This window comes from Kosakonia oryzae, assembly GCF_001658025.2.
Classification (GTDB): domain Bacteria; phylum Pseudomonadota; class Gammaproteobacteria; order Enterobacterales; family Enterobacteriaceae; genus Kosakonia; species Kosakonia oryzae.
The window spans coordinates 3,801,976-3,822,124 of sequence record NZ_CP014007.2 but is presented as its reverse complement, the minus strand read 5'-3'; the positions used below and the strand labels follow the sequence as shown (position 1 = coordinate 3,822,124).

The window sequence follows — 20,149 nt, the reverse complement described above, 5'->3', positions numbered from 1 at the left end:
AATAACTCCTGCCGGATGGGCAGGAGTTTTTCTGAGATGCTAAGTATATGGGGACGGAAATCACACTTTCAAGTGTTCAATTTTTAACCAAACCAGTGATGGAACATCAATTTAATGTAATCAATGATTTTGCCGAAGAAATTGCCTTCCGGGATCTCCTGCAACACCACCAGCGGGCGTTGCTCGATGGTTTTGCCATCTAACTGGAAGTTAATGGAACCAACAACCTGGTTTTTCTGCAGCGGCGCGTGCAGTTCGCTGGTGTTCAGCACATAGCTGGCTTTCAGGTCTTTCATACGGCCGCGTGGAATGGTCAGATAAACGTCTTTATCGACGCCTAACGATGCGCGATCGCTGTCGCCAAACCAGGCTGGCTCAGAAGCGAACTCTTTACCGGCTTTCAGCGGACTGGCGGTTTCAAAGAAGCGGAAGCCCCAGGTCAGCAGTTTTTTGCTTTCGGTTTCGCGGCCTTTAAAGGTACGGCCACCCATGACGGCAGAGATCAGGCGCATTGGACCGTCCGTTGCTGAAGCCACCAGGTTATAACCCGCTTTGTCGGTATGGCCGGTTTTGATACCGTCCACGTTCAGGCTGTTATCCCACAGCAGGCCATTACGGTTGGTCTGGCGAATGCCGTTAAAGGTAAACTCTTTTTCTTTATAGATGGCGTATTCGTTCGGTACGTCGCGGATTAATGCCTGGCCAATCAGCGCCATATCGCGCGCGGAGCTGTACTGGCCATCAGCATCCAGACCGTGAACCGTCTGGAAGTGGCTGTTCTTCAAACCGAGCGCATTCACATAGTTGTTCATCAGACCGACGAATGCATCCTGGCTGCCTGCAACATAATCGGCCATCGCCACGCAAGCGTCGTTACCGGATTGCAGGTTGATACCGCGAATCAACTGAGAAACCGGCACCTGCATGCCTGGTTTCAGGAACATCAGCGAAGAACCACGGAATACCGGGTTGCCGGTCGCCCATGCATCGTTACCGATAGTCACCAAATCGCTGTCTTTAAATTTGCCCGCTTTCATCGCCTGGCCGATGACATAGCTGGTCATCATTTTGGTCAGGCTCGCCGGGTCGCGGCGCGCGTCGGCGTTCTGTTCCGCCAGCACTTTACCGGAGTTGTAATCGATCAGGATGTAAGATTCGGCATCAATCTGCGGAACGCCTGGGATCATGGTTTTGATATTCAGATCATCGGCATGGGCAACGGTAAGAGACGCTGCGGTCAGCGCGGTGGTGAGCGCCAGGCGCTGCACAAAACGAACGGAAAAAGTGGTCTTCATGGTCGAACAACGACATCCGTGATGGAGTTAAAAAAAGTGCCTTACTATAGCAAAAGCTATATCGGCAGGCATCTGACTTTAAGCATGACTTTGTTAATGCTGCTTACATAAGCTGACAAAGTCAGACGCCTTACCCAATTACTGTGCGCCAGTGATAAAAGACTGCAACTGCGCTTCATTCTGCAACCGCTGCTGCAGTGCACTGGCATCTGCTTTGGTGCTAAACGGCCCAAGCTGAACGCGCCATACCGCACCGTTCTGCGTCACGCGGCCCGGTACAGAAAACTGCTGCGCCAGGCGCTGCTGATACTGCTGCGCGCGAGCCTGATCGCTGACGGCACCGACCTGCACCATATAGCCGCTACTGGCAGCTGCTGTTGCGCTGCTGGCGGCGACAGAACTCTGCACGTGTCCCTGAACAGAACCCGGCGCAGTAACCGGCGAAGTGCGGGTTGCTGGCATTACGGTTTGCGTCACCGGCGTGGCGGTTTGCGCGACCGGTGTCGTGGTAGCCGTTGCGGCCGGTTGCGCTGTTTCACTGCCTTCCAGCACGCCGCTGGCGAGCGGCGTCGGTGCGCCGAGGAAGCCGCCGCTAGTTACCGGCGCGCCAGTGGTATCGCTGCTTTTTAGCGTATCGTTACTGATGGCCTGAACGTTGCCCTGCGGCTGTACAGGCTGCGGTGCGGAAGAGACACTGCCCAGACCGCCGCCGAGATCGGGACGCGCGGGCAGCACATAGGTTTGCTGCGCGACCTTAGTACAGACAGTGCCCGGCCCGGAAAGTGAACCATCCTGGGCGACGATAATGGGGTCGATACGCACTTTGGTGTTATTCGACGTGTTCAGGCGATCCGCTGCCGCGCGCGACAACGAGATCACCCGGTCGTTACCATACGGCCCACGATCGTTAATACGAACCACAATCATGCGGCCGTTCGCCAGGTTGGTGATACGCGCGTAGCTTGGGATTGGCAGCGTCGGATGGGCTGCCGTCAGTTGCATAGGATCGAACGCTTCGCCGGAAGCGGTCAGATTGCTGCCCGGCTCAGCATCATAAATGGCGGCTAAACCGGCCTGGCTGAAACGGGAGGGATCCTGAACGATTTTGTAGCTCTTGCCATCGCGCTCATAATCCTGATTTGCCGTGGCGTTCGGTGCTTCGTAATGAGGCTCCGCGCCGCTGATCTCAACGACAGGACCAGTACACACCGCTGGTTGAGGCGCTACGGTCGTCTGCTGCTGACCACCATCATTTGAACATGCCGCCAGTAACCCCGCAGCTATGCAGATCCCCAGCCATTGCTTACGCATTGCGCACCTCTTAGACGTTCTTAGACAACATTTTCCTGTGAGTATGGATCGACATAACGATACCAAACCCGGCCATGAGTACGATCAGGGCTGATCCCCCGTAACTGATCAGTGGCAACGGTACGCCGACCACCGGCAGTATGCCACTCACCATACCAATATTTACGAACACATAAACGAATAAAATCAACATCAAACCGCCGGCCATGACGCGGCCAAAAGTGGTTTGCGCCCGCGCGGCAATCCATAACCCGCGCATAATCAGCAGCACATACAGCGCCAGCAAAATCAGTATCCCGATCAGCCCCAGCTCTTCCGCCAGCACGGCGAAGATAAAGTCGGTGTGGCGTTCGGGCAGGAACTCCAGCTGCGATTGCGTACCGTGCAGCCAGCCTTTGCCGCTCAGACCGCCGGAGCCGATAGCAATTTTCGACTGAATAATATGGTAGCCTGCGCCGAGCGGATCGGTTTCCGGATCGAGCAACATCATTACGCGCTGGCGCTGATAATCGTGCATCAGGAAGAACCATAGCACCGGAATAAACGCCGCCACCAGCACTGCGGCAATAGCGATCAGCCGCCAGCTCAGGCCGGAAAGGAACAGAACAAATAGCCCGGAGAGCACCACCAGGATCGAGGTACCCAGATCCGGTTGCGCCGCCACCAGCAGCGTTGGCAGAAAGATCAGCGCCAGCGCAATAGCGGTGTTTTTCAGCGAAGGCGGGCAAACGTCGCGGTTAATAAAGCGCGCCACCATCAGCGGCACGGCGATTTTCGCAATCTCGGAAGGCTGAAAACGGACAACGCCGAGATCGAGCCAGCGCTGCGCGCCTTTGGATATCGCGCCGAAAGCATCCACCGCTACCAGCAGGATGATGCAGAAAATGTAGAGATAGGGCGCCCAGCCTTCATAAACGCGTGGCGGCACTTGTGCCAGCACCACCATGATAATCAGCCCCATGGCGATCTGGCCGATTTTACGTTCGGTCATGCCAATGTCCTGGCCGCTGGCGCTCCAGATTACGATCGCGCTGTAAAACAGCAGCGCGAGGATGATAAGCAACATCGTGGGATCGATATGTATTTTGTCCCAGAACGATTTTTTGTTCGGATTATCCGTCATGATTATTGGTCCTCCGCCGCTGCCGTTGAGGGGTTTTCCGCTGGCAAATCCGTGTTGTTATCGCCAAGCATAATGTGGTCGAGGATCTGGCGCATAATGGTCCCGACAGCCGGCCCTGCGCCGCCGTTTTCCAGAATCATCGCGACGGCGACCTGCGGATTATCATACGGCGCAAACGCCGTCATCAGTTTATGGTCACGCAGGCGCTCAGCGATCCGGTGCGCGTTATAAGTTTCATTCGCTTTCAGGCCAAAAACCTGCGCCGTACCGGATTTCGCTGCAACTTTATACGGTGCATCGGCAAAGTATTTGTGGCCGGTCCCATTCGGGCGGTTCGCCACGCCGTACATGCCGTCTTTGGCGATCTCCCAGTAGCCGGAGTGAATATCGCCGACCGGCGGCTCGGCTGGCTGTTTCCACGGCACCTGTTGGCCGTTTTCCACCGTGCTCATCAGCAGGTGCGGCACTTTGACGATACCGTCATTAATCAGGATCATCATCGCTTTATTCATCTGCAATGGCGTTGCCGTCCAGTAGCCCTGGCCAATCCCTACCGGGATGGTGTCGCCCTGATACCATGGCTTCTTAAAGCGTTTCAATTTCCACTCGCGCGTCGGCATGTTACCTGAGCGCTCTTCCGACAGATCGACGCCGGTATAGTGGCCGTAACCAAATTTCCCCATCCACTCCGACAGGCGATCGATGCCCATGTCATAAGCAACCTGGTAGAAGAAGGTATCTGCGGATTCTTCCAGCGCTTTGGTGACGTTCAAATGGCCGTGGCCCCATTTTTTCCAGTCGCGGTAGCGTTTATCAGAGCCCGGCAGCTGCCACCAGCCGGGATCGAACAGGCTGGTATTACGGGTGATCGCGCCAGCACTGAGCGCGGAAACCGCCACATACGGTTTCACCGTTGATGCCGGAGGGTAAACCCCCTGCGTGGCGCGGTTGATCAATGGTGTGTTCGGGTCATTAAGCAGTGATGAATAATCTTTGCTGGAGATACCATCGACAAACAGGTTGGGATCGTAGCTCGGCATCGATACCAGCGCGAGAATGCTGCCGTTACGCGGATCGGTGACAACCACCGCAGCACGGCTGCCAGCAAGCAGCGTTTCGATGTACTGCTGCAATTTCAAATCCAGCGTCAGGTAGATATCGTGCCCGGCCTGCGGCGGCACTTCTTTAAGCTGGCGGATCACGCGGCCGCGGTTGTTAACTTCAACCTCTTCGTAACCGGTCTGGCCGTGCAGGACATCTTCGTAATAGCGCTCAATGCCCAGCTTACCGATATCGTGCGTGGCAGCATAGTTGGCCAGTTTGCCCTCTTTATCCAGCCGCTCGACGTCTTTATCGTTAATTTTCGAGACGTAGCCGATAACATGAGTCAGTGCGGAGCCGTAAGGATAGTAGCGGCGTTTGTAGCCTTTTACTTCCACGCCGGGAAAGCGGTACTGGTTAACGGCAAAGCGCGCCACCTGGACTTCGGTCAGGTTGGTTTTTACCGGAATTGACGTGAAGCGGTGCGAACGCGAGCGCTCTTTTTTGAAGTTGGCAATATCGTCATCGGTCAGATCTACCACGTCGCGCAGGGCATCCAGCGTTTGCTGCACGTTATCGACCTTCTCCGGCATCATTTCGACCTGGTAAATGGTGCGATTAAGTGCCAGCGGCGTGCCGTTGCGATCGTAAATAATGCCGCGGCTTGGCGCGATGGGAACCAGTTTGATGCGGTTTTCGTTAGAACGGGTCTGGTAGTCCGCAAAACGGACGATTTGCAGGTTATAAAGGTTAGCGATCAGCACGCCGGTAAGCAGCAAAATCCCCGTAAAGGCGACCACTGCCCGGCGTACAAACAGCGCGGACTCAGCCGTATAGTCGCGAAAAGAATTCTGTAATTTCATCCGCTGCTTAATCTACCTAAGACTCGTCATTACTCACGGTGGTAAGGATGGTTGGTGGTAATACTCCATGCGCGATACAGGCTTTCAGCCACCAGCACGCGCACCAGCGGGTGCGGGAGTGTCAGCGCAGAGAGAGACCAACTTTGTTCTGCTGCCGCTTTGCAGGCGGGGGATAACCCTTCCGGGCCACCGATAAGCAGACTGACATCGCGTCCGTCCTGCTTCCAGCGTTCCAGTTCATTTGCAAGCTGCGGCGTATCCCAGGGTTTGCCGGGGATATCGAGGGTGACGATGCGATTTTTGCCAGCAGCCGCCAGCATCTGCTCACCCTCTTTGTCGAGAATACGTTTGATATCTGCGTTTTTACCGCGCTTTCCTGCCGGGATCTCAATCAGCTCAAACGGCATATCTTTGGGAAAACGGCGCAGATATTCAGTAAAACCTGTCTGTACCCAGTCCGGCATTTTTGTGCCAACGGCGACCAGTTGGAGTTTCACGCATTAACTCCAGAGTTTTTCCAGCTCATACAGGCGACGGCTCTCTTCCTGCATTACATGGACAATGACATCGCCCAGATCGACCACAACCCAGTCGGCGGCGCTTTCGCCTTCGACGCCCAGCGGCATCAGACCGGCGGCGCGGGATTCCTGAACCACATGATCCGCAATGGAAATCACATGACGAGTGGAAGTGCCGGTGCAGATAATCATGCAATCGGTGATGCTTGATTTGCCCTGCACGTCAATTGCAACGATGTCCTGACCTTTCAGGTCATCAATTTTGTCGATAACAAAATCCTGGAGTGCTTTACCCTGCAAGTGTTCCCCCTGGGTGAGTGAAAAATGTACTGTTAATGAACGGCCTGACATTATACCTGAACCGCATCAATTGTCGGGACAAATGTCTGACCCGGCAATTTCAAAAGCGGGCTATCATCCCATCATGACCGTGTGATTGCATCGCCATTTTTGTAAAACAATTTCTGCGCGCGGAGGATAACAGCCTTGCATGGCGTGTCAATGACCGAATCACCACGTTGAATGGGATGGCTGAAAAACACGCTATTACTCATCAGCTCGCCAGACGGCGCGGCTATTAAGCACTCGCAGCGTGGCGAAATTGTCATGCATATCGATCATGCTCCAGCACCCTTGATCGACACGAAAATGCCATAGCGAGGCGGCGGGCATATTTAACAGGCGGGCGATTAACAGGCTCAACACGCCCTGATGGCTCACCAGCAGGATATTCTGCTGATCCTTAATATCGGCCAGATGGGCGATAACTTGCTCAATACGCGCGGAAAATGCCTGAAAGCCTTCACCATTGGTCGGGATGGCATTCTGCCAGTCATTGCACCAGGCGGCATAAGTCTGCGGATCTTCGCGCGTCAAATCGCGGTGATGGCGCATTTCCCAGTCGCCGAAGAACATTTCATTCAGTAACGGAGTGGTTTCAATGGTGATTTCCCGTCGCTCAAGAACGCGTCCCGCCGTCTGTTGCGCCCGCTCCAGCGCGCTGCACAACACGCGATCAAAGGGGACCTCGCTGAGCAATTTCCCGAGGATTTGCGCCTGTGCCAGACCCTTTGGCGTCAGCGGAGTGGGAGTGTGGCCGCTGTAAAGCCCGGCAACGTTTGCTTCAGTTTCACCGTGACGTATCAGCCAGAGTCGCATTGTTATCTCCTGTCTGGATTACTGCGCAAAGTTTATCATGCCCCTCAATCCACATCCCTTTTTCGTTTAAGATAGCGGCTTTAAGCAAGCGGAGAGAGCGATGTTTCATAGTGCGCATGGCGGCAATACACGCGAGGCGGCCGCACTGCTGGGCATTGCCCCGGAGCAGTTACTGGATTTCAGCGCCAATATTAATCCGGCGGGCATGCCAGACTCTTTGCGGCATGCATTGCTGGAGAACATGGCGCTGGCCGAGCGCTATCCGGACGTGGAGTATCAGCGCCTGCATCAGGTGCTGGCGGAACATCATCAGGTTCCCACGTCATGGTTGCTGGCCGGAAATGGTGAGACGGAAGTGATTTTTGCACTGGTCAATGCGCTGGCACCGCGTCGGGCGATGCTTATCACGCCAGGGTTTGCTGAGTATCGCCGTGCACTGCGGCAGGCCGGTTGTGACATCGTCGATTTTTCGTTGCGCGAAGACGAGGGCTGGCAACTGACCGAACGCCTGCTGGAAGCGCTGACGCCGGATCTGGACTGCCTGTTTCTTTGCACGCCGAATAACCCGACTGGGCTGTTGCCGGATGACGCGCTACTACAGGCCGTTTCGGCGCGCTGCAAATCGCTGGGCATTCAGCTTATTCTCGATGAAGCGTTTATGGATTTTATCCCGCAACGCCGCGGCTTTATCCGGCATCTGGCGGGCAATCCGCATCTGTGGGTGCTACGCTCGCTGACCAAGTTTTATGCTATTCCGGGTTTGCGGCTCGGCTATCTGTTGGGCAGCGATGAACAGAAAGTGACGCAGATGCGCGCTGCGCAGATGCCGTGGTCAATCAATGCGTTTGCGGCACTGGCGGGGGAGGTGATCCTGCATGACCATGCTTATCAACAGGCGAGCTGGCAGTGGCTGGAGCGTGAACGTCCGCGTTTATTCGCCGCACTGAACGATCTTCCGGCACTCACTGTTTGGCCTGGGATGGCGAATTACCTGTTTCTGCGCTGTGATGCGCCGGGGGTGGAATTACAGCGTGCGCTGCTGGAACAGCATATTTTAATTCGCCGCTGTGTGAATTATCCAGGGCTGGATGATCGCTATTATCGCGTTGCGGTGCGCAGTACAGAGGAAAATGATCGGCTGATTACGGCGATGCGCCGGGCGCTTAGCGGTATAAGCCCTGCGCGTTGATATATTCCAGTACGGCGGCAGGCAGCAGATCATCACAGTTTTCGCCGCGCTCCAGCCGCTCACGGATAAGCGTTGCGGAGATATTGAACCACGGCGTTTCAGCCAGATAGATTTTTCCCGCAGGCTGCGTGTGCAACGTTTCGACATGCTGGGTGAGATGTTCATCAAGCCATTGCTGATGTTCTTCCTGCGCCATCTCCAGCGGGTAGCCGGGGCGGCGGCAGACAATCAAATGGCAGTTATCCAGAATAGTTTCGTAGTGGTGCCAGCTCGGGAAGGTAAGCAGTGAATCCTGGCCGATGATAAACGCCAGCGGACACTGTGGCCCTTGCTCCTCTCGCCACTCTTGCAGCGTTAGCGCGCTATAAGAGGGCGTGTCGCGGCGTAATTCCCGCTCATCGAGGGTAAACAGCGGTTTGTCGGCGATGGCCAGTTCGAGCATGGTTTTGCGTTGCTGGCTGGTGGCTTCTGGTTGTGGACGGTGCGGCGGCACGTTATTGGGCATAATGATCACCCGTGACAGCCCAATCTGGTTCGCCAGCGCTTCAACCGGCTTCAGATGCCCATAATGGACAGGATCAAACGTACCACCAAACAGTGCCTGCAACTGATTCATATCAACCATCAATAAAAACGTCTGCTAATGCCTTATGACAGAGTAGCAGAGAAAGCCCTTCCAGCTCGGCCCACACCGACTGACCAAAGTCCTGCTTTACAATCAGCTCAATATGGCTGAGCAGGTGCACCGCCTGGCGTAGCTGATCGGCACTCAGGCGGTTCAGCGCATCGCCCATCATGCCACGGCGATTTTGCCAGACCCGATGTTTATCAAATAGCGTACGCAGCGGCGTATGCGCAGCGTGACGTTTGAGCGTGACCAGCAGCAGCAATTCGCGCTGCACCGTGCGCAGCAGGATCACCGGCTCGCACGCTTCCAGCCGTAACTGGTTCAGAATATGCAGCGCACGTTTGCTCTTGCCTGCGAGCAGCGCATCAACCCAGTGAAATGGGGTAAAGTGCGCCGCGTCGTTCACCGCCTGCTCCACGCGCGGCAGCGTTAATTTACCATCCGGCCACAGCAGCGACAGCCGTTCAAGTGCCTGCGCCAGCGCCAGCAGATTACCTTCGTAGCAATAGCAAAGCAGTTGATTCGCGGCGTCATCCAGCTCCAGCTTGTTTTGCTTCGCCCGCGCGGCGACCCAGCGGGGAAGATTCGCCTGTTCTGGCGTCTGGCAGCTAATCTGCACGGCGTGATTATTCAGCTGCGTCAGCCATGCTGCGTTTTCCTGCGCTTTCGTCAACTTATTGCCGCGCACGATCAGGATCAGATCCTCATGCAGCAACGAAACCAGCTTTGCCAGTTGCTCATTCATGGCGGCGTTTGGGCCGTTCTCCGGCAGCAGCAACAATAGAGTCTGGCGGCTGGCAAACAGGCTGAGTGCCTGACAGATGGAAAAAATAGCGTCCCAGTCGGTGCTGGCATCCAGTGTAAACGTGTGGTGTTCGCTGAAGCCTTGCGTGGCGGCAACCTGGCGCACAGCGTCCTGACTCTCCTGTAACAACAGTGGATCGTTACCGAGGAGCAGATACGCCGCGCGCAGCCCTTCATTGAGCTGCGCGCGGAGTTGTTCCGGATACAACCTGAGCATTAGCTACCCGGTGTTACGGAAGCAGAGGGAGAGACAGGTGTTTTGGTGTGATGCGTTGCAGCAGCATCAGCCGTGTAGACGCTCGGCAGTTTACGAATCAACTGCTCTGCCGCTTTGTCGTACATTTCCTGAATAATCATGTCCTGCTCGGCGGCTTTTGCCAGCGCTGTTTGCGGGTTATCAAAGAATGAACGGAACACTTTTGTGCTGATCGGGTAGATATCATGCCCCGGGATCAACACGCTGGCGTTCGCGGTCAGCACCATTTGATACTCTGCGGTACGGCCATCCTGGAAGATCGACGCCGTATCACGTGCAAACGTCACCGCGCCCAGACGCAGCGAAGGTACATCCTGACGTAGCGTACTTTTCTCCAGCAGTTCGACACCGTTCAGGCGCAGCTGGTTACGAATGGCACGGCTCAGCGGACCATTCGGATCGCTGGAATCGAAAATCATCGTTTTCATTTCGCCTGGCACCTGCGTGGTGTTACGCAGATGCCAGCCACATCCGGCGGTAACCAGCACCGCCAGTGACAATAACAATGTTGCCAGATATCGCACGCTTCCTCCCGCGCTTAGCCAACGACCAGATTGAGCAGTTTACCCGGTACGTAAATCACTTTACGCACGGTAACGCCATCAAGATACTTCGCCACCAGGTGTTCCTGGCCAGCACGTTCACGCACCTGTTCTTCGGTGGCGTCCACGGCAACGGTAATTTTACCACGCACTTTGCCGTTTACCTGGACGACAACCAGCGTGGTGTCTTCCACCATTGCTTTTTCGTCCGCTACCGGCCACGGTGCATTATCAATATCGCCTTCGCCGCCCAGTTCCTGCCACAGCGTAAAGCTGGCGTGCGGTGTGAACGGGTTCAGCATACGAACCACGGCCAGCAGGGCTTCCTGCAGCAGCGCGCGATCCTGCTCGTTTTCCTGCGGCGCTTTCGCCAGTTTGTTCATCAGCTCCATAATCGCTGCAATAGCGGTGTTGAAGGTCTGACGACGGCCGATATCATCGGAAACTTTAGCAATGGTTTTATGAACATCGCGGCGTAGCGCCTGCTGCTCGTCGTTCAGCGCAGCCAGATCCAGTGCAGCAACCGCGCCTTTGCTGGTGTGCTCGTAAACCAGTTTCCATACGCGTTTCAGGAAGCGGTTCGCGCCTTCTACGCCGGATTCCTGCCACTCCAGCGTCATGTCAGCCGGAGATGCGAACATCATGAACAGACGAACGGTATCCGCGCCGTAACGTTCAACCATTTCCTGCGGGTCGATACCGTTATTTTTCGACTTGGACATTTTGCTCATGCCGGTGTAAACCAGCTCATGGCCTGCCGAATCTTTCGCTTTCACGATACGACCTTTGTCGTCGCGCTCAACGATCGCGTCTTTCGGGGAGACCCAGTTGCGCTCGCCGTTTACACCAACGTAATAGAAGGCATCCGCCAGCACCATACCCTGACACAGCAGCTGTTTAGCCGGTTCGTCAGAGTTCACCATGCCCGCATCGCGCATCAGTTTATGGAAGAAGCGGAAATAGAGCAGGTGCATGATGGCGTGTTCGATACCGCCAATGTAAATATCAACCGGCAGCCAGTAGTTCGCCGCATTGGGGTCGAGCATGCCTTCGCTGTACTGCGGGCAGGTGTAACGCGCATAGTACCAGGAAGACTCCATAAAGGTGTCGAAGGTATCGGTTTCACGCAGCGCAGGCTGGCCGTTAACGGTCGTTTTCGCCCATTCCGGATCGGCTTTGATCGGGCTGGTGATGCCGTCCATGACCACATCTTCTGGCAGAATCACCGGCAGCTGATCTTCCGGTGTCGGAATGACTGTACCGTCTTCGAGAGTGACCATCGGAATCGGCGCCCCCCAGTAACGCTGACGGGAAACGCCCCAGTCGCGCAGACGGAAGTTCACTTTACGTTCGCCCACGCCTTTCGCGGCCAGCTTGTCGGCAATCGCGTTGAAGCCTTCTTCAAAGCTCAGCCCGCTGAACTCGCCAGAATTGAACAGCGTACCTTTTTCAGTCAGCGCCTGCTCAGACAGATCCGGCTCTGAACCGTCCGCCGCCAGGATAACCGCCTTGATCGGCAGGCTGTATTTGGTGGCAAATTCATAGTCGCGCTGATCGTGACCCGGAACGGCCATGACCGCGCCGGTGCCGTACTCCATCAGTACGAAGTTTGCCGCCCAGACCGGGATCGCTTCGCCGGTCAGCGGATGAACCGCTTTAAAGCCGGTATCAACGCCTTTTTTCTCCATCGTCGCCATATCGGCTTCCGCCACTTTGGTATTGCGGCATTCGTCGATGAAAGCGGCCAGCTCTGCGTTATGGGCGGCGGCTTTTTGCGCCAGCGGATGACCTGCGGCAACGGCCAGATAGGTCGCACCCATAAAGGTATCCGGACGAGTCGTATAGACCGTCAGCTTCTGGTCGCTGCCCTGAACGTCAAAGGTGATTTCCACGCCTTCGGAACGGCCAATCCAGTTGCGCTGCATGGTTTTCACGGTATCCGGCCAGTGATCCAGATTATCCAGGTCGTTCAGCAGTTCGTCGGCGTAGGCGGTGATTTTGATAAACCACTGCGGGATCTCTTTACGCTCAACTTTGGTATCACAGCGCCAGCAGCAACCGTCGATAACCTGTTCGTTCGCCAGCACGGTCTGGTCGTTCGGGCACCAGTTCACCGCAGAAGTTTTCTTGTAAACGAGACCTTTTTTGTACAGTTCGGTGAAGAACTTCTGTTCCCAGCGGTAGTATTCCGGGGTGCAGGTCGCCAGCTCGCGGCTCCAGTCGTAGCCGAAGCCCAGCATTTTGAGCTGGTTTTTCATATAGGCGATGTTGTCGTAAGTCCACGGCGCCGGCGCCGTGTTGTTTTTCACCGCGGCGCCTTCCGCAGGCAGACCGAACGCATCCCAGCCAATTGGCTGCAATACGTTTTTACCCAGCATGCGCTGGTAGCGAGAAACCACATCGCCGATGGTGTAGTTACGGACGTGGCCCATGTGTAGTCGGCCAGAAGGATAGGGGAGCATCGACAGGCAATAGTATTTCTCTTTGCTCTCGTCTTCAGTGACTTCGAATGTGCGTTTCTCTTCCCAGTGACGCTGTACTTTGGATTCTATCTCTTCCGGGCGGTATTGCTCTTGCATGGCAGCCAGTAGTCCTGTTTTTGCTACAGCTACAGATGTAGCGTTGTTACGTGGTTTTTCAGATCGGCATAGCATAGCCCAAACGTCAGCCTCAAAACAGCCTTTCCGCGAGCCGGGAATAAAATAGCCCGGCGCTTTTGCCGTTAACTTTTTGCCAACAGTGCGGCGCAGTCGGCACTGCGTACGGTAAATAACGTCTACCATTAGAGAGAGTTACTGAACCGGGAGGCGAAACGATGAACAAGGTTGCTCATTTTTACCGTGAACTGGTAGCGACGTTAACCGAACGTTTGCGCAATGGAGAGCGCGATATTGACGCATTAGTTGAGCAGGCGCGCCAGCGCGTCGCCCAGACCGGTGAGTTAACTCGCACTGAGATCGATGAACTGATGCGGGCTATCCGCCGCGATCTCGAAGAGTTTGCCCGCAGCTATAACGAAAGTCAGGAAGAGGTGACGGACAGCGTCTTTATGCGGGTAATTAAAGAGAGTATCTGGCAGGAACTGGCAGATATTACCGATAAAACGCAGCTTGAATGGCGCGAAGTATTCCAGGATCTCAATCATCACGGCGTCTACCATAGCGGTGAAGTGGTGGGGCTGGGGAATCTGGTATGCGAGAAATGCCATTTCCACCTGGCGGTATATACCCCGGATGTGTTGCCGCTGTGCCCGAAATGTGGGCACGATCAGTTCCAGCGACGCCCCTTTGAACCTTAAGACAAAACGCCTGCCGGTACTGGCAGGCGTTAATTTGTTAGTGCAGGATTTTGGCGAGGAAATCTTTTGCCCGTTCGGATTTTGGATCGCTGAAGAAAGCGTCTTTCTCTGAATCCTCAATGATTTTCCCTTCATCCATAAAGATCACGCGGTTTGCCACTTTGCGGGCAAAGCCCATTTCGTGGGTCACCACCATCATCGTCATCCCTTCGTTTGCCAGTTCGACCATCACGTCCAGCACTTCGTTGATCATCTCCGGATCGAGCGCTGACGTCGGTTCATCAAACAGCATCGCTACCGGGTCCATACACAGGGCGCGGGCGATTGCCACACGCTGCTGCTGACCGCCGGAGAGCTGCGCCGGGAATTTGTTAGCGTGTGCCGACAGCCCAACACGCTCAAGCAGTTTTAAGCCTTTTTCCCGTGAGGCGGCTTTGTCACGCTTCAGCACTTTGACCTGCGCCAGCGTCAGGTTGTCGATAATCGACAGATGCGGGAAGAGTTCAAAATGCTGGAATACCATGCCGACATGCGAGCGCAGTTTTGCCAGATCGGTTTTCTTATCGTTCACCTGCGTGCCGTTGACGATAATTTCGCCTTTCTGCACCGGCTCCAGACCGTTGACGGTCTTAATCAGCGTGGATTTACCGGAACCCGACGGGCCGCACACCACTACCACTTCGCCTTTTTTCACTTCGGTGGAGCAGTCGGTCAACACCTGAAAGTGACCATACCATTTAGAAACATTTTTCAGGGAAATCATTAGACGGTCCTTTTCTTCAGCCAGCTGACCAACAGCGAAGCACTGAGACTGATAACAAAATACACGGCGCCGGCAAACAGGATCATTTCGACCTGCGTACCATCACGCTCGCCAATGGTGGATGCCGTGCGGAAGAAGTCCGCGAGGCTCAGGACATACACCAAAGAAGTGTCCTGGAACAGTACGATCCCTTGCGTTAACAGCAGCGGAACCATGGCGCGAAACGCCTGCGGCAGGATGATTAATTGCATCGACTGCCAGTGCGTCATACCCAGCGCCAGCGCGGCGCTGGATTGCCCGCGCGAGATACTCTGGATACCGGCGCGAATAATTTCCGAATAGTACGCCGCTTCGAACATGGAGAACGCCACCATTGCCGAAATCAAACGGATATCGGTTTGCGGTGACAGGCCCAGCACGTTTTGCAGAAAACCCGGCACAATCAGGTAGAACCACAGCAGTACCATCACCAGCGGGATGGAGCGGAAGACATTCACGTAGCTTTTGGCGAACCAGCGCAGCGGCGCAAACGTCGATAAACGCATGACTGCCAGCAGGGTGCCCCAGACAATCCCGAACACGATGGCGGTCACGGTGATTTTCAGCGTGATCCCCAACCCGTTGAGCAGATAGGGCAGAGAAGGAACAATTGAACTCCAGTCAAAATCGTACATGTTTATTTGCCTCCCATATTGCCCGGCAGGCGAATTTTGCGTTCAATCAGCGTCATCACCAGCATAATGACCGCGTTAATCAGGACATAGGCTACGGTGATGGCAGTAAAGGATTCCCACGCATGCGCGGAGTAATCCAGCAGTTTCCCAGCCTGCGCCGCCATATCGACCAGACCGATGGTGGAGGCGATAGCGGAGTTTTTCACCAGGTTCATCATTTCGGACGTCATGGGCGGCACAATGACGCGATACGCATTCGGCAGCAGCACATAACGGTAGGTTTGCGGCAACGTCAGCCCCATCGCCAGCCCGGCGTTCTTTTGACCGCGCGGCAGTGACTGGATCGCCGCCCGCACCTGTTCGCATACGCGAGCGGCGGTAAACAGCCCCAGACAAACCATCGAAGAGATGAAAAATTGGATGTTCGGATCGAGCTCCTGTTTGAACCACATACCGATATTTTCCGGCAGCAGTTCAGGTACCACCAGATACCATGCAAAGAACTGCACGATCAGCGGAACGTTACGGAACAGTTCGACATAGACGGTGCCAATGCCGGACAGGAAACGGTTAGGGACAGTTCGCAGGATGCCAAACAGTGAACCGACAAGAAAAGCGATAATCCAGGCCGTGACGGAAAGCGCGATAGTGACCTGAAAACCACTCCATAGCCAGCCAAGATAGGTTGTGTTGCCGAACGGGGCTTGTTGCAGGAATATTCCCCAGTTCCAGTCTATGGACATAAATCTACTCCGGAAAAAAAAGGGTAGCAGCGCTACCCTCGAAGATTGTATGAAGAGCGAGTTTTTGCGCTGAGTGGGGAACGACCATTCAACGTATAGTCTGTCCGTGCTACTTCGACAATCGAGAGGGCAGGTAAACCCGCCCCTAATGGTTTTAATTAGTTAAGAGCTTTGTCATTCGGTGATTTGAACAGCGCTTTCATGTCGTCAGACAGCGCAAAGTTCATGTTCATGTTTTTTGGCGGAATTGGGTTTTTAAACCATTTATCGTAGGACTTCTCTGCCGCACCGGAGGTTTGCAACTGAGCAATGGTGTCATCCATCAGCTTTTTAAACTCCGGATCGTTTTTACGCAGCATGCAGCCGTACGCTTCGTGGGACTGCGGCGTACCGACGATTTCCCAGTTGTCGGGTTTCTTCGCTTTCGCGCGTTCACCCGCCAGCAGAGCATCATCCATCATAAAGGCCACTGCACGGCCGCTTTCCAGCGTACGGAAGGAGTCGCCGTGGTCTTTCGTGCTGATGATGCGCATGTCCATTTTCTTCTCATCATTCAGTTTGTTGAGCAGAATTTCGGACGTGGTACCCGAGGTCACAACGACCGCTTTGCCTTTCAGGTCTGCGAAATCTTTGATCGGGCCGCCTTTTTTAGTCAGCAGACGCGTACCGACGACGAAAATGGTATCGGAGAAAGCCGCTTGTTTTTGACGTTCAAGGTTGTTGGTGGTGGAGCCGCACTCAAAATCGAAAGTGCCGTTTTGCAGCAGCGGAATACGGTTCTGCGAAGTAATGGGGATCAGCTTAACGGCCAGATCCGGCTTATTCAGTTTTTTCTTCACCGCTTCAACGATAGCGTTGGAGTAATCCTGTGAGTAGCCAACCACTTTCTGTTCGTTGTCATAATAGGAGAACGGTACGGAAGATTCACGGTGACCCACGACGATAACGCCGTTTTTGGCAATTTTATCCAGCGTCGTTTGCTGCTGAGCAGCCGCATCGGCAGGTTTTGCATCTTCAGCATGAACCAGACCGGCGGACATTCCCATCACCAGCATCGCGGCGGCCAGTTTACGTAATTGCATATCCAGACTCCTTTATCGTCAGCGCCAGAGACGCATTGATACCCGTTGTGTATGTTGTGTTTTTTATAGACTGCGACATTTTCGTGCAGTGTCGTGTGTGTTTGTTACATTTAGTCTGGCTTAATGTAAAGATTTTGCTGCGGTATTGTTTATTTTTGCGAGGCGCGCCGCACCGTTTAAAGGCAAAAATCTTCCATTGCACCAAACTGGTGCTGCTAATGTTCCCTGCCGGTGCGACTTTGTTGCACATAAGCGGATTTCATAGCTGCATGATATGTATAAGCAAATGGCATGCCAGAAACGACTGGATGGCTGCGTAGATGGGGGCGTTGTGGAAGCGTTGCCGGATGGCGGCGATGCCTTATCCGGCCAGGGGGCGTTGGCGGCCGGATAAAGCAAAGCGCCTTTCGGCGCTTAAAGGAGCGGATTAACGGCGGCGCTGGCGCAGGCTCATCACCACGGCGGCAAAGCCGAAGAGGGCGGAGAGGATCCACAACGGCCAGTTTCCTGCGCGTGCGTACGGTGTCAAACCGGATGTCGGTGTGACGCTGGTGGTGAGCACCTCGCGGGTAAACTGCGGGATCATCGCCTGAATCTCGCCCTGCGGGCCAATCACTGCAGTGATGCCATTGTTGGTGCTGCGCAGCAGAGGACGCGCCAGTTCCAGCGCACGCATACGCGCCATCTGGAAGTGCTGCCACGGGCCGATAGACTTGCCGAACCACGCATCGTTGGAGATGGTCAGCAGGAAATCGATATCCGGGCGGAAATTATCACGCACCTGCTCGCCAAGGATGATCTCGTAGCAAATGGCCGCCGTCAGCTTCAGACCGTGCGCCGTCAGCGGCGGTTGCACATACGATCCACGGCTGAATGAGGACATCGGCAGATCGAAGAACGGCGCCAGCGGGCGCAGAATCGACTCCAGAGGTACGAATTCGCCAAACGGCACCAGATGGTTTTTGTTGTAGCGATCGGTTGAGCTGTAGCTGTAAGCGCTGTCTTTACCCAGCGTGATAATGGTGTTGTAGGTATCGTAACGGTTTTGCTGATTCAGCCGTGCGTCGACAATGCCGGTGATAAGCGTACTGTCATGCGCTCGCAGCAGATCATCCATGGCGGTTAAAAAGCGCTGCTGATTGATCTCATAATCCGGAATAGCGGACTCCGGCCAGATGATCAGTTGCGATTTACCCATCACCTGCGCGGTGGCATCGCTGTAGATTTTCAGCGTGTTGAACAGTTGCTTTTCGTCCCACTTCATCGCCTGGGGAATATTGCCCTGTACCAGCGAAACCTGCGTGGTGCGCTGTGGCAGCAACTGATACCACTGGATATAGCGCAGCGGGAACGGCAGGGCGAACAGCAGCACCGCAATCACTAACGAACGCCAGCTTTTGTTCACCAGCGCCAGCACCAGCAGACCGCTAACTACCATCAGCAGGAAGTTGATGGCTTCGACGCCCATCAGCGGTGCCAGCCCTTTCAGCGGGCCGTCAATCTGGCTGTAGCCAAACTGCAACCACGGGAAACCGGTCAGCACCCAGCCGCGCAAAAATTCGGTAATTTGCCATACCACGGGTGCGGCGACAGCCACGCGCAGCCAGCTGGTTTGCGGCCACAGGCGTGACAAAATTCCGGCGAACAGACCGGTATACAGCGATAAATAAGCGGCCAGCAGTACCACAATGAAAATATTGACCGGGCCAGACATTCCGCCGAACTGCGCGATACTGACGTAAACCCAGTGCACGCCGCTACCAAACAGCCCCAGCCCCCAGAAGTAACCAATCCAGGCGGACTGTAGCGGTCGACGATTGAGGGTTAATCCTTGCAGACCCATCAGAGAGATAAGGGCTGCCGGCCAGAAGTCATAAGGAGAAAAAGCCAGCGTTCCGCTGGCTCCGAATAACAGCGCCAGCAGCAGACGCACGCGCTGGCGCTCAAACAGTGAGGCAAATACCATTTACATTACTCATCCAGTTTCGGTTGCGGCGAATCATCCGGCATTCTGACATGGACCTGAATAATACGTCGGCTGTCGGCCATAGCGACTTTGAATTGGTAACCATCAATGTCAATCGCTTCTCCGCGCGCCGGGAGATGACCAAAAGCCTGCATCACCAGCCCGCCGATGGTGTCCACTTCTTCATCGCTGAAGTGGGTGCCAAAGGTTTCGTTGAAGTCTTCAATCGACGCCAGCGCGCGCACCGTCCAGGTATGACGGCTGAGCTGGCGGAAGTCGATATCCTCTTCTTCGTCGTACTCATCTTCAATTTCGCCGACGATCAACTCCAGAATGTCTTCAATCGTCACCAGACCGGAAACACCACCAAACTCATCAATCACGATTGCCATATGGTAGCGCTGGGAACGGAACTCTTTCAGCATGCGATCCACACGCTTACTTTCCGGTACCACCACTGCCGGGCGTAACACCTTTTCCATGCTGAAGGCTTCGGCATCGCTGCGCATAAAGGGCAGCAAATCTTTGGCCATCAGAATCCCTTCGATATGATCTTTGTCTTCGCTGATCACCGGGAAGCGCGAGTGGGCAGACTCGATAATGACATCGAGGCATTCGTCCAGCGTCTGGTTGCGTTTCAGGGTGATCATTTGTGAACGGGGAATCATGATGTCGCGCACGCGCTGGTCCGCGATATCCATCACCCCTTCAAGCATGTCGCGCGTATCGTTGTCGATAAGTTCGTTCTGCCCGGAGTCTCGGATCAGAGCCAGTAATTCGTCACGGTTTTTTGGTTCGCCGTGGAAAAGCTGGCTTAGTAAAAGGGAGAAGAATCCCTTCTTGCTGTTGGTTGTGTCGCTACTGTGTGAGTTATCGTCGCTCATGGCGTCGTGTG

At 54.9% G+C, this 20,149-nt stretch carries 19 protein-coding genes; 2 read left to right on the top strand and 17 right to left on the bottom strand.

Annotation, left to right across the window (positions count from 1 at the left end):
• Window positions 1–83: 83 nt before the first annotated feature.
• The 7 genes from dacA to AWR26_RS18125 all read right to left on the bottom strand — a co-directional run bounded on the left by dacA (window position 84) and on the right by AWR26_RS18125 (window position 7,309).
• Window positions 84–1,295 (bottom strand): D-alanyl-D-alanine carboxypeptidase DacA, encoded by a 1,212-nt coding sequence (dacA, locus tag AWR26_RS18155; protein WP_064567881.1) that lies wholly within the window; start codon window positions 1,293–1,295, stop codon window positions 84–86.
• Window positions 1,296–1,433: 138 nt separating this feature from the next.
• Window positions 1,434–2,606, bottom strand: a complete 1,173-nt coding sequence (gene rlpA / locus AWR26_RS18150) for an endolytic peptidoglycan transglycosylase RlpA (protein WP_064567879.1) — start codon at window positions 2,604–2,606, stop codon at window positions 1,434–1,436.
• Window positions 2,607–2,616: 10 nt separating this feature from the next.
• Window positions 2,617–3,729, bottom strand: a complete 1,113-nt coding sequence (gene mrdB, locus AWR26_RS18145) for a peptidoglycan glycosyltransferase MrdB (protein ID WP_043954299.1) — start codon at window positions 3,727–3,729, stop codon at window positions 2,617–2,619.
• Window positions 3,730–3,731: 2 nt separating this feature from the next.
• Window positions 3,732–5,633: a peptidoglycan DD-transpeptidase MrdA gene (gene mrdA, locus AWR26_RS18140; RefSeq protein WP_043954298.1), complete on the bottom strand. Its 1,902-nt coding sequence runs from the start codon at window positions 5,631–5,633 to the stop codon at window positions 3,732–3,734.
• A 29-nt stretch (window positions 5,634–5,662) separates the two neighbouring features.
• The gene (rlmH, locus tag AWR26_RS18135; RefSeq protein ID WP_000776107.1) at window positions 5,663–6,130 is read right to left on the bottom strand and encodes a 23S rRNA (pseudouridine(1915)-N(3))-methyltransferase RlmH; all 468 of its coding nucleotides are present in this window, start codon (window positions 6,128–6,130) and stop codon (window positions 5,663–5,665) included.
• A 3-nt stretch (window positions 6,131–6,133) separates the two neighbouring features.
• A complete protein-coding gene (gene rsfS, locus AWR26_RS18130; protein WP_007373852.1) occupies window positions 6,134–6,451 on the bottom strand; it encodes a ribosome silencing factor in 318 nt (105 codons plus the stop codon).
• 246 nt (window positions 6,452–6,697) lie between these two features.
• Window positions 6,698–7,309, bottom strand: coding sequence for an adenosylcobalamin/alpha-ribazole phosphatase (locus AWR26_RS18125; protein WP_064567877.1), 612 nt, complete (start codon window positions 7,307–7,309; stop codon window positions 6,698–6,700).
• A 100-nt stretch (window positions 7,310–7,409) separates the two neighbouring features.
• On the opposite strand from AWR26_RS18125, the gene cobD reads away from it, so the two are divergent.
• Window positions 7,410–8,498, top strand: coding sequence for a threonine-phosphate decarboxylase CobD (cobD, locus tag AWR26_RS18120; RefSeq protein WP_064567875.1), 1,089 nt, complete (start codon window positions 7,410–7,412; stop codon window positions 8,496–8,498).
• Here cobD and nadD read toward each other — a convergent pair.
• From nadD to leuS, 4 genes are read right to left on the bottom strand one after another with little or no spacing between them, the layout of a single operon-like run.
• Window positions 8,473–9,123: a nicotinate-nucleotide adenylyltransferase gene (gene nadD, locus AWR26_RS18115; RefSeq protein ID WP_064567873.1), complete on the bottom strand. Its 651-nt coding sequence runs from the start codon at window positions 9,121–9,123 to the stop codon at window positions 8,473–8,475. The genes cobD and nadD overlap by 26 nt on opposite strands.
• Window positions 9,116–10,147: a DNA polymerase III subunit delta gene (gene holA / locus AWR26_RS18110; RefSeq protein WP_064567871.1), complete on the bottom strand. Its 1,032-nt coding sequence runs from the start codon at window positions 10,145–10,147 to the stop codon at window positions 9,116–9,118. Before holA ends, nadD begins: the two co-directional genes overlap by 8 nt.
• Window positions 10,147–10,710 carry an LPS assembly lipoprotein LptE gene (gene lptE, locus AWR26_RS18105; RefSeq protein ID WP_064567869.1) on the bottom strand — a complete coding sequence of 188 codons (564 nt, stop codon included), beginning with the start codon at window positions 10,708–10,710 and terminating at the stop codon, window positions 10,147–10,149. Before lptE ends, holA begins: the two co-directional genes overlap by 1 nt.
• Before the next feature lie 14 nt (window positions 10,711–10,724).
• A complete protein-coding gene (gene leuS / locus AWR26_RS18100) occupies window positions 10,725–13,307 on the bottom strand; it encodes a leucine--tRNA ligase (RefSeq protein ID WP_064567867.1) in 2,583 nt (860 codons plus the stop codon).
• Window positions 13,308–13,543: 236 nt separating this feature from the next.
• On the opposite strand from leuS, the gene AWR26_RS18095 reads away from it, so the two are divergent.
• A complete protein-coding gene (locus AWR26_RS18095) occupies window positions 13,544–14,026 on the top strand; it encodes a zinc ribbon-containing protein (protein ID WP_043954291.1) in 483 nt (160 codons plus the stop codon).
• Window positions 14,027–14,063: 37 nt separating this feature from the next.
• On the opposite strand, the gene AWR26_RS18090 is transcribed toward AWR26_RS18095, so the two are convergent.
• From AWR26_RS18090 to corC, 6 genes are all read right to left on the bottom strand, one after another.
• The gene (locus tag AWR26_RS18090) at window positions 14,064–14,789 is read right to left on the bottom strand and encodes an amino acid ABC transporter ATP-binding protein (RefSeq protein WP_064567865.1); all 726 of its coding nucleotides are present in this window, start codon (window positions 14,787–14,789) and stop codon (window positions 14,064–14,066) included.
• Window positions 14,789–15,463: a glutamate/aspartate ABC transporter permease GltK gene (gene gltK, locus AWR26_RS18085; protein ID WP_064567863.1), complete on the bottom strand. Its 675-nt coding sequence runs from the start codon at window positions 15,461–15,463 to the stop codon at window positions 14,789–14,791. Before gltK ends, AWR26_RS18090 begins: the two co-directional genes overlap by 1 nt.
• Window positions 15,464–15,465: 2 nt before the next feature.
• On the bottom strand, window positions 15,466–16,206 hold the full coding sequence (locus tag AWR26_RS18080; protein WP_064567861.1) for an amino acid ABC transporter permease: 741 nt from the start codon (window positions 16,204–16,206) through the stop codon (window positions 15,466–15,468).
• Window positions 16,207–16,364: 158 nt separating this feature from the next.
• Window positions 16,365–17,288: an amino acid ABC transporter substrate-binding protein gene (locus tag AWR26_RS18075; protein WP_064567859.1), complete on the bottom strand. Its 924-nt coding sequence runs from the start codon at window positions 17,286–17,288 to the stop codon at window positions 16,365–16,367.
• 427 nt (window positions 17,289–17,715) lie between these two features.
• A complete protein-coding gene (gene lnt, locus AWR26_RS18070; protein WP_064567857.1) occupies window positions 17,716–19,254 on the bottom strand; it encodes an apolipoprotein N-acyltransferase in 1,539 nt (512 codons plus the stop codon).
• 5 nt (window positions 19,255–19,259) lie between these two features.
• The gene (corC, locus tag AWR26_RS18065) at window positions 19,260–20,138 is read right to left on the bottom strand and encodes a CNNM family magnesium/cobalt transport protein CorC (protein ID WP_043954283.1); all 879 of its coding nucleotides are present in this window, start codon (window positions 20,136–20,138) and stop codon (window positions 19,260–19,262) included.
• Window positions 20,139–20,149 lie beyond the last annotated feature (11 nt).

Bases quoted from the DNA above. Each gene is read 5' to 3' on its own strand.
- leuS (WP_064567867.1), bottom strand. From the start codon at position 13,307: ATGCAAGAGCAATACCGCCCGGAAGAGATAGAATCCAAAGTACAGCGT.
- AWR26_RS18080 (WP_064567861.1), bottom strand. From the start codon at position 16,206: ATGTCCATAGACTGGAACTGGGGAATATTCCTGCAACAAGCCCCGTTC.
- AWR26_RS18075 (WP_064567859.1), bottom strand. From the start codon at position 17,288: ATGCAATTACGTAAACTGGCCGCCGCGATGCTGGTGATGGGAATGTCC.
- gltK (WP_064567863.1), bottom strand. From the start codon at position 15,463: ATGTACGATTTTGACTGGAGTTCAATTGTTCCTTCTCTGCCCTATCTG.
- corC (WP_043954283.1), bottom strand. From the start codon at position 20,138: ATGAGCGACGATAACTCACACAGTAGCGACACAACCAACAGCAAGAAG.
- mrdA (WP_043954298.1), bottom strand. From the start codon at position 5,633: ATGAAATTACAGAATTCTTTTCGCGACTATACGGCTGAGTCCGCGCTG.
- nadD (WP_064567873.1), bottom strand. From the start codon at position 9,123: ATGGTTGATATGAATCAGTTGCAGGCACTGTTTGGTGGTACGTTTGAT.
- AWR26_RS18090 (WP_064567865.1), bottom strand. From the start codon at position 14,789: ATGATTTCCCTGAAAAATGTTTCTAAATGGTATGGTCACTTTCAGGTG.
- holA (WP_064567871.1), bottom strand. From the start codon at position 10,147: ATGCTCAGGTTGTATCCGGAACAACTCCGCGCGCAGCTCAATGAAGGG.
- cobD (WP_064567875.1), top strand. From the start codon at position 7,410: ATGTTTCATAGTGCGCATGGCGGCAATACACGCGAGGCGGCCGCACTG.
- mrdB (WP_043954299.1), bottom strand. From the start codon at position 3,729: ATGACGGATAATCCGAACAAAAAATCGTTCTGGGACAAAATACATATC.
- rlpA (WP_064567879.1), bottom strand. From the start codon at position 2,606: ATGCGTAAGCAATGGCTGGGGATCTGCATAGCTGCGGGGTTACTGGCG.
- lnt (WP_064567857.1), bottom strand. From the start codon at position 19,254: ATGGTATTTGCCTCACTGTTTGAGCGCCAGCGCGTGCGTCTGCTGCTG.
- dacA (WP_064567881.1), bottom strand. From the start codon at position 1,295: ATGAAGACCACTTTTTCCGTTCGTTTTGTGCAGCGCCTGGCGCTCACC.
- AWR26_RS18095 (WP_043954291.1), top strand. From the start codon at position 13,544: ATGAACAAGGTTGCTCATTTTTACCGTGAACTGGTAGCGACGTTAACC.
- AWR26_RS18125 (WP_064567877.1), bottom strand. From the start codon at position 7,309: ATGCGACTCTGGCTGATACGTCACGGTGAAACTGAAGCAAACGTTGCC.